This window comes from Streptomyces sp. NPDC059787 (assembly GCF_042732315.1).
GTDB lineage: Bacteria > Actinomycetota > Actinomycetes > Streptomycetales > Streptomycetaceae > Streptomyces > Streptomyces atrovirens.
The window spans coordinates 1-8340 of the sequence record NZ_JBHWHX010000094.1; the positions used below are offsets into that span (position 1 = coordinate 1).

Annotated in this window: 8 protein-coding genes; 4 read left to right on the forward strand and 4 right to left on the reverse strand. The window is 73.7% G+C overall.

Features of this window, described 5'->3' with window-relative positions; translation table 11 throughout:
- Positions 1-188: 188 nt before the first annotated feature.
- Positions 189-1523 (reverse strand): PH domain-containing protein, encoded by a 1335-nt coding sequence (locus ACFV5H_RS37390; RefSeq protein WP_385199150.1) that lies wholly within the window; start codon positions 1521-1523, stop codon positions 189-191.
- Positions 1520-2050 (reverse strand): PH domain-containing protein, encoded by a 531-nt coding sequence (locus ACFV5H_RS37395; RefSeq protein ID WP_385058954.1) that lies wholly within the window; start codon positions 2048-2050, stop codon positions 1520-1522. Before ACFV5H_RS37395 ends, ACFV5H_RS37390 begins: the two co-directional genes overlap by 4 nt.
- Positions 2051-2081: 31 nt before the next feature.
- Between ACFV5H_RS37395 and ACFV5H_RS37400 the strand changes: the two genes are divergently transcribed.
- A complete protein-coding gene (locus ACFV5H_RS37400) occupies positions 2082-3233 on the forward strand; it encodes an NADH-quinone oxidoreductase subunit D (protein ID WP_385058956.1) in 1152 nt (383 codons plus the stop codon).
- Here ACFV5H_RS37400 and ACFV5H_RS37405 read toward each other — a convergent pair.
- A complete protein-coding gene (locus tag ACFV5H_RS37405) occupies positions 3198-4241 on the reverse strand; it encodes an SAM-dependent methyltransferase (protein ID WP_385199151.1) in 1044 nt (347 codons plus the stop codon). The genes ACFV5H_RS37400 and ACFV5H_RS37405 overlap by 36 nt on opposite strands.
- 150 nt (positions 4242-4391) lie before the next feature.
- Between ACFV5H_RS37405 and ACFV5H_RS37410 the strand changes: the two genes are divergently transcribed.
- From ACFV5H_RS37410 to ACFV5H_RS37420, 3 genes are all read left to right on the forward strand, one after another.
- Positions 4392-5594 (forward strand): sensor histidine kinase, encoded by a 1203-nt coding sequence (locus ACFV5H_RS37410; RefSeq protein ID WP_385058959.1) that lies wholly within the window; start codon positions 4392-4394, stop codon positions 5592-5594.
- A gap of 74 nt (positions 5595-5668) precedes the next feature.
- Positions 5669-6340, forward strand: coding sequence for a response regulator transcription factor (locus ACFV5H_RS37415; protein WP_073936742.1), 672 nt, complete (start codon positions 5669-5671; stop codon positions 6338-6340).
- A gap of 31 nt (positions 6341-6371) precedes the next feature.
- Positions 6372-7001 (forward strand): AAA family ATPase, encoded by a 630-nt coding sequence (locus ACFV5H_RS37420; RefSeq protein WP_385058961.1) that lies wholly within the window; start codon positions 6372-6374, stop codon positions 6999-7001.
- Positions 7002-7019: 18 nt separating this feature from the next.
- On the opposite strand, the gene ACFV5H_RS37425 is transcribed toward ACFV5H_RS37420, so the two are convergent.
- Complete coding sequence (locus tag ACFV5H_RS37425; RefSeq protein WP_385199152.1) at positions 7020-8126, reverse strand: DUF5937 family protein; 1107 nt, start codon at positions 8124-8126, stop codon at positions 7020-7022.
- Positions 8127-8340 lie beyond the last annotated feature (214 nt).

The window sequence follows — 8340 nt, forward strand, 5'->3', positions numbered from 1 at the left end:
GGCCCCGCGCGGTGTGCGCGGGGCCCGTTCGGCGTTCCGGTGCACCCGCGCGCGTGCGGGCGGCGCTCCCGTCCCTCCGGTCGCGGGCTTCTCCGTGCGGCTGTGCCCGCTCGGGTGCGGGCGGTGCGTCCGTCCCCTGTGCGGCGTCTGCCCCAGCAGCCCTGGCAGGCGCTCGTCGTCTGTGCGGGTCAGGCCATCCAGCGGTCCGGGCGGGCGTCTCTGCGGCCGGTGCGGGAGCGTTCCGCCTGGGAGCGCAGGAGGGCCGCCGCCTCCGTGGCATCCCGGAGGCGGGCCGTCACCGACTTGTTCGCGCCGGTGTCCACGTGGACGTCCGCGACGCCCCGGGCCCGCTGCCAGGGGCCCTGGGCCAGCCGTACGCTCTGCACCTTGGCGTGCGGCACCAGGGACAGGCTGCGTCGCAGCAGCCCGTGGCGGGCGGCGAACACCGCGTCGGTGACGGCGAGTCCGTAACCCCGCCACCACAACGGAACGCACCACCGCGCGCGGCGCGGCGGCCGGGAGAACGCCTCGCGCGGGGGCACGCTCACCCCGGGCAGCACCCGCGCGACGACCGACTCGGCGAGCTCGCGCGGAGCGACCGGCAGCAGCAGGGAGTTGGACGAACCCGCCACGTCCAGTTCCACCCGCACCCAGTCGCGCCGCCGCCACAGCAGCGGCTCGACCAGCCGTACCGTCTGTACACGCCCAGGCGGCACCGTCTCGTGCGCCCGGTCCAGCAGCCCGTGGTCGATGCGCAGCCCGTCGGGCGACTCGCCCAGCGTCCAGTCGTACTCGGCGACGAACCGGCCCACACTGCTCGCGCCCGCGGCGCCGAGCAGCGGCACGGCCGTGGCGAGCACCGTCCACAGGCTGTGGGTGGCCGTCCACAGCAGCGGCACCACCACGGCGGCGACGAGGAGCCAGCCCCAGGTCGCCCCGGTCAGCAGCAGGGAGACGGCGAGGACGCCCGGTGGCACCCGCAGCATCTCCCGGGACGGCGCCTCGCCCACCTCGTGCGCGGTCTCCGGCGCGAAACCCGCCGCCCGCGCGAGGAGTTCCGCGCGCAGGGCACGCGCCTCGTCGGCGCCCAGGAAGGCGAGTTCGTCCTTCTTGTCGGTGCCTATGACGTCGAGTTTGAGCTTCGCCACGCCCGCCACCCGCGCGAGCAGCGGCTGGGTGACGTCGATGGCCTGGACCCGCTCGAGGCGGATGTGCGCGGTGCGCCGGAACAGCAGCCCGGTACGGATGCGCAGCTCGCTCTCGGTCATCGCGAAGTGGGTGAACCACCAGGTCAGAAAGCCGTAGAGGGCGGCGGCCGGGATGAGTACGGCGAGACCGATCAGCAGGTGCGTCGTCGTCAGCCGGGTCAGCTGGCGCTGCGCCTGGTCGGGGTCGTGCAGCGCCCACCCGATCAGCACCGCGACGGGCGCCCACGCCCGTCTGAGCGGCGTGACGGGGTGCAGCCGCTTCTCGGTCACGGGCGGCCGGTCGCGTACGTCCTCCTGGGCGCCCGGGGCCGTCACAGCCCCGCCGATCGGGCCTCGCCGAGCTCGGTGAGCCGGTCGCGCAGCCGCTCCGCCTCGGCCGGGTCGAGGCCGGGGATGGTGGCGTCGGTCGCCGCCGCAGCCGTGTGCAGCTGCACGCTGGCCAGCCCGAAGTGCCGTTCGACCGGCCCGGAGGTGACCTCGACCAGCTGCATCCGCCCGTACGGCACGACCGTCTCCTCGCGCCACAGCACACCCCGGCTGATCAGCAGGTCGTCGGCGCGCTCCGCGTACCGCCAGGAACGCCAGTTCCGCTCCAGCATCACCCAGCCCCAGACCAGCAGGGCCAGCGGCAGCAGCGCGAAGGCGGCCCAGCCGGGCCCGGCCAGCAGCCCCGGCACCAGCGCGGCGGCCAGGGTCAGCAGCCCCAGCCACACCACCAGCAGCAGCCGCCGCATCCTCAGCAGCCCCGGGGGCAGCGCGATCCACACCGGCCCCTCGCCGCCCGGGGCCGCCGGCCCGCCCGTTCCCGCTGTCCCCGTGTCGTGCGGGCTCCCCGTCTCCATGGGCCCAGCGTACGTAGGGGAGACTGTGTTCATGACTCCCACGACGGAGACCATGGTCGGTATCGGCGGCGCGGCGGAGAGCACCGACATGGTGCTCAACATCGGGCCCCAGCACCCGTCCACACACGGCGTGCTGCGGCTGAAACTCGTCCTGGACGGCGAGCGCGTCGTCCGCGCGGAGCCCGTGATCGGCTATATGCACCGGGGCGCGGAGAAGCTGTTCGAGGCCCGGGACTACCGCCAGATCATCATGCTGGCCAACCGTCACGACTGGCTGTCGGCGTTCTCCAACGAGCTGGGCGTGGTCCTCGCCGTGGAGCGGATGCTCGGCATGGAGGTCCCCGAGCGCGCGGTGTGGCTGCGCACGCTGCTCGCGGAGCTGAACCGGGTGCTCAACCACCTGATGTTCCTCGGCTCCTATCCGCTGGAACTGGGCGGCATCACCCCGATCTTCTACGCCTTCCGGGAGCGCGAGGAGCTCCAGCACGTCATGGAGGAGGTCTCCGGCGGGCGCATGCACTACATGTTCAACCGCGTGGGCGGCCTCAAGGAGGACCTCCCGGCCGGGTGGACGGGACGCGCGCGGGCCGCCGTCGCCGACGTGCGCTCCCGCATGGACCGCTTCGACGACCTGGTGCTCGGCAACGAGATCTTCCGTGGCCGCACGCGCGGCGTCGGCGTGCTGTCCCCGGAGGCGGTGCACGCGTACGGGGTGAGCGGGCCGATCGCCCGCGCGTCCGGCGTCGACTTCGACCTGCGCCGCGACGAGCCGTACCTCGCCTACGGCGAACTGGGCGACGTCCTGAAGGTGGTGACCCGCGCGGAGGGCGACTGCCTTGCCCGCTTCGAGTGCCTCCTGGAGCAGACCCACAACGCCCTCGACCTCGCCGACGCCTGCCTCGACCGGCTCGCGGAGCTGCCCCCGGGCCCGGTCAACCAGCGGCTCCCGAAGGTGCTCAAGGCGCCCGAGGGGCACACGTATGCGTGGACCGAGAACCCGCTCGGCATCAACGGCTACTACCTCGTCAGCAAGGGCGAGAAGACCCCGTACCGGCTGAAGCTGCGCTCGGCGTCGTACAACAACATCCAGGCGCTCACCGAGCTGCTGCCGGGGACGCTGGTCGCGGACATGGTGGCGATCCTCGGGTCACTGTTCTTCGTCGTCGGCGACATCGACAAGTAGGTCCCCCGCGTCCGCGATCCCCACCGGCTGCACCAGCCACCCGAAGTCGCCGAGTCCGCCCGGCGCGGTGAGTTCGGCGGCCTCCCCGGCGCCCGCGAGGGCGCGTACGTACCCGGCCGGGTCGGTGGACGCCAGCGTGAGCGGGGGGCGTGCGCCGCTGATGCCCAGAGCGCGCAGGGCGTCCCGCTGGGTCAGCAGACGCGTGCCGGGGAGCGCGCGGGCCGCCGCGCACGCGTCCAGGGCCACATGCGCGGTGAGGTCGCACGTCCCGTCCGGCACGGGCGTCGTCTCCCGCCCATCCCGGAACGCCGTGAGCGTCCCGAACGGCGGCCGCGCGGTGGCCGTGTGCGCGTAGTCCACGGCGACGGCGAGCCCCCGTGCGAGCGTGCCGACGGCCGACTCCCAGGCCCGGTCCCGCGGCAGCCCGATCTCCGCGCGGAGCCCTTCTTCGGCACCCAACGGCCACCACCGCGCCAGCCACTCGGCCGCCACGCCCGCGACCGGCTCCCCGAGCCGCTCCGTCCCGTCCTCCCGCACCAGCACCAGCCGCGGTACGCCCGACGGGTCCACCTCCGCGACGTCCACGGGCACGTTGTCCAGCCACTCGTTGGCGAAGAACAGCCCCGTGATCCCCTCCGGGGGTTCGGTCCGCCACTCGATCCGGTGATCCAGCCCGGCCGGCCGGTCGGCGAGCTCGACGGCGTACGCACGCACGCGCGGCGCCACATCGGCGGGCAGCGCGGCGAGGACACCGGTGACCAGTTCGCCCCGCCCGGCCGCCATGTCCACGAAGCCGAGCACCGCCGGCCGCCCCAGCGCCTCGTCGACCCGGCACAGCAGCCGCGCGACGGCGCCGGCGAACAGCGGCGAGGCGTGCACGGACGTACGGAAGTGTCCGGCCGGGCCCGCGCCGGGCCCGCGGTAGAAGCCGTCCGGCCCGTACAGGGCGTCCTGGGCCGCCGCCCGCCAGCCCCGCAGGCCGCCGCCCCCCGCTGCCCCTGCCGTCACCGGTTCCCCACCCCCGCCGTCGCCGTCGTCACCGGCCCAGGTTAAGCGCGCGGATATGCCGGGCCTCCACCTTGCGGAGTACACGTGCCGACCGGGGATCGGCCCTCCGGTTGACCCCTGCACGCATTTCGCTTCCCTACGCTGGGTTACGTGCAACGCCTCTATGACTTCCTCCGCAGACACCCGATGTGGGTCGACGGCTTCTGGGCCGTGGTCCTGTTCGGGATTTCGGTGATCAGCGGAGCGAGCATGGAGGAGTCCCGGGGGACGGACCTGCCCGCCCTCACGGTGCCGGTCGTGCTGCTGCTGTCGCTGGTCGTCGCGCTGCGCCGCCGGATGCCCGAGCGGATGCTGGTCCTCGCCCTCGCCGTGGGCCTGGGGCAGCTGATCGCGGACGTGGCGACGATGCCCGCCGACTTCGCCCTGCTGGTGATCGTCTACACGGTCGCGGCGGTCGGGGCCCGCTGGGCCTCCCGCCTCGCGCTGACCGCCGGCCTGTGCGCGGCCCCGCTGGCGCAGCTGCGCTGGCCCACCGAGGATGTGGGCGTGGCGACCAACATCGCCGTGATGGTCCTCCAGACCGTGCCGTTCGCCCTCGCCTGGGTGCTCGGTGACTCCATCCGCACCCGCCGCGCGTACTTCGCGCAGCTGGAGGAGCGGGCCGCCCGGCTGGAGAAGGAGCGCGAGGCGCAGGCCAAGGTCGCGGTCGCCGCCGAACGCGCCCGGATCGCCCGCGAGCTGCACGACGTCGTCGCGCACAACGTGTCAGTGATGGTGGTGCAGGCCGACGGCGCCGCCTACGTCCTCGACGCCGCCCCCGACCAGGCGAAGAAGGCCCTGGAGACGATCTCCTCCACCGGCCGCCAGGCCCTCGCCGAGATGCGCCGCCTGCTGGGCGTGCTGCGCACCGGCGAGCACCAGGAGGCCGGGGAGTACGTGCCGCAGCCCGACGTGCAGCAGATAGAGGACCTCGTCGAGCAGTGCCGGGGGTCGGGACTGCCGGTGGACTTCAAGGTCGAGGGCACTCCGCGCCCGCTGCCCAGCGGCGTCGAGCTCACCGCGTACCGCATCGTGCAGGAGGCGCTCACCAACACCCGCAAGCACGGGGGCTCCGATGTGGGCGCCAGCGTGCGCCTGGTGTACTTCGACGACGGTCTCGGCCTCCTCGTGGAGGACGACGGCAAGGGCGCCCCGCACGAGCTGTACGAGGAGGGCGGCTACGACGGGCAGGGCCACGGCCTGATCGGCATGCGCGAGCGGGTCGGTATGGTCGGCGGCACCCTGGACGCGGGTCCGCGCCCCGGCGGAGGATTCCGTATCAGTGTGCTGCTGCCGCTCAAACCCGCGCATTGACGCCCACGCACGCCCCCTGTTGACACCTGTCACACCCCCTGCGACGGCTTGACGACCGAATGGAAGAGGCCCCGATGACGATCCGCGTGATGCTCGTCGACGACCAGGTGCTGCTGCGCACCGGGTTCCGGATGGTGCTCGCCGCCCAGCCGGACATGGACGTCGTGGCGGAGGCGGGCAACGGCGTCGAGGCCCTGGAGGTGCTGCGGTCCACCGCCGTCGACGTGGTGCTGATGGACGTCCGCATGCCCAAGCTCGACGGCGTGGAGACGACCCGCCGGATCTGCGCGGACACCGACCCGCCGAAGGTGCTGATCCTCACCACCTTCGACCTCGACGAGTACGCCTTCTCCGGGCTGAAGGCGGGCGCGTCCGGCTTCATGCTCAAGGACGTGCCGCCGGGCGAGCTGCTCGCCGCGATCCGCGCGGTGCACAGCGGCGACGCCGTGGTCGCCCCGTCCACCACCCGCCGGCTCCTGGACCGGTTCGCGCCGATGCTGCCCAGCACGGGCAAGCAGCCCGAGCACAAGGAGCTGGAGCGCCTCACCGAGCGCGAGCGGGAGGTCATGGTGCTGGTCGCGCAGGGCCTGTCCAACGGCGAGATCGCGGCCCGGCTGGTGCTGTCCGAGGCGACCGTGAAGACCCATGTGGGCCGCATCCTGACCAAGCTGGGCCTGCGGGACCGGGTGCAGGTGGTCGTCCTCGCCTACGAGACGGGTCTGGTACGGGCCGGCGGACACGGCTGAACGGACGGCCGCGCGCCGGTAGGGTGCGCGCATGCTGCTGTGGATCAACGGGCCCTTCGGGGGCGGCAAGACACAGACCGCACACGAGATACGGCGCCGCCTGCCGGGCAGCGTCGTCTGCGACCCGGAGCACCCCGGGTTCGGCCTGCACCGCATGCTGCCGCCCGGACTGCGCGGCGACTTCCAGGACCTGGAGTCCTGGCGGCGTGGCGTCGTCGAGGTCCTCGACCTTGCCCTGACGAAGCAGGACGGCGTGGTGATCGCCCCCATGACCGTCACGGACTCCGGCCACTTCGCGGAGACCGTCGGACGGCTGCGGGAACTCGGGCACGACGTACGTCACTTCACCCTCCTCGCCGAGCGCGCGACGGTGCTGCGACGGCTGCGCGAGCGCGGCATCGGCCACCTCCTCGGGTCCGTCATGGGCGACGCCGCACTGCGCCGGGAGAGCTGGGCGGTGCAGCGGCTCGACCACTGCCTGGAGCGGCTGAGCGAGCCGGAGTTCGCCGAGCACCTGTGGACCGACCGCACCACGGTGCCGAGAACGGCCGACCGCATCGCCGTCCTGGCCGGACTGACCCTGCGCCCCAACCACGAGGGCCGGCTGCGGACCCGGCTGCGGCAGACGGGCGTGAGCATCCGGCACATCCGCTTCGACTGACGGACGCCGTACGCGCCGTCAGCGCAGGATCCCCTCCAGGAAGTCGCTGCCGAGCCGGGCCACCACCGCCACGTCCAGCTGGTGCAGCACGTACCGCCCACGGCGGCGGGTGGTGACCAGGCCGGCCTTCTTCAGCACGCCCAGGTGCCGGGATATCTCCGGTGCCGTCATGCCGTGCACCTGGACCAGCTCGCCGGTGGTGTACGCGCTGCGGGCGAGGTGGCGGCACATGTGCATGCGGACCGGGTGGGACAGCGCGGTCATCCGCAGGGCCAGCTGCTCGACCGTCGGCGGGGCGGCCGGCTCGGCGGAGCCGGCCGGGTAGTGCAGCACCGGCTGCCAGCCGTACCGGTGCAGCACCATCAGGTGCGGTCGGCCGAGACCGGTCGGGATCAGCAGCAGCCCGCCGTCGCCCGTGGCCGTACGTCCCTCGCCCAGCTTGTCGACGGTGATCCGCCCGGCGGCCTCGTCGAGCGTCACCGCGGGCGACACCGCCGCCAGCGCCTCGGCCAGTCCCCTGCGCCGGAGCAGGTCGGTCTTGTGGCGGGTGTCCGCGGCGAGCTGGTGCCGCAGCCGGGACCACGCCTCGGCGAAGAACGCCTCGTCGCAGTCCCGCAGGAACCGCCGCAGCCAGTCCCTGATCCGCGGCGGGTCGGCGAGCAGCCGCTCGGTGAACTCCGTCTGGCGCGGCCCCCGCGCGGCGGCCAGCTCCAGCGAGCGGCGCCGCAGGTTCTCGTCGGTGAGCGGGCCCGCGCCCGGAGCGCCGTAGGGGAGCGCGCAGGTGAACTCCAGGGCGGCGTCCACGAACTGCTCGTCGGAGAGCCTGTCCAGCAGGTCCAGTTCCTCGTCGAGGGTCCCGCCCGGGAGCGTCGCGCGGCCCGGTAGGCCGGCGCTCGGCAGGAACAGGTCCGAGAACGTCGTGCGCCACAGGAAGTCGGCCTCGCACATCCGGTCCGCGAGGTGCGGGTCCAGCCGCGCGGTCACGCCCGTCACCCAGCCCTGGAGCCCCGGGTGGTGACCCGGCTCGGACAGCGCGTGCAGCGCCATGCCGAGCTCGGCGAGGGGCGAGGGCACGACGGCGACCCTCTCCGGCCGCAGCCCCGCGATGTCGATGCTCACGCTCATGCCCACATGGTGCACCTTGTCTGCGCCGGGCCTGAGGGTGAGGGGTTTTCGTCCCCGCCGCTCCTTCCTGTCCCTTCCCGGGGGCGCTGCCCCCGGACCCCCGCTCCTCAAACGCCGGAGAGGCTGGAAGTCAGCCGCAACCGGGGTTTTTGTGGGGGGGCCCCCGTCGGGTCGGGCAGGGGGGGGGGGGGCGTCGGAAACCACAGGCCCGGGG

Excerpts from the sequence above, each read along its gene's own strand:
- ACFV5H_RS37395 (WP_385058954.1), bottom strand. The coding sequence starts at position 2,050 with ATGGAGACGGGGAGCCCGCACGACACGGGGACAGCGGGAACGGGCGGG.
- ACFV5H_RS37415 (WP_073936742.1), top strand. The coding sequence starts at position 5,669 with ATGACGATCCGCGTGATGCTCGTCGACGACCAGGTGCTGCTGCGCACC.
- ACFV5H_RS37425 (WP_385199152.1), bottom strand. The coding sequence starts at position 8,126 with ATGAGCGTGAGCATCGACATCGCGGGGCTGCGGCCGGAGAGGGTCGCC.
- ACFV5H_RS37420 (WP_385058961.1), top strand. The coding sequence starts at position 6,372 with ATGCTGCTGTGGATCAACGGGCCCTTCGGGGGCGGCAAGACACAGACC.
- ACFV5H_RS37400 (WP_385058956.1), top strand. The coding sequence starts at position 2,082 with ATGACTCCCACGACGGAGACCATGGTCGGTATCGGCGGCGCGGCGGAG.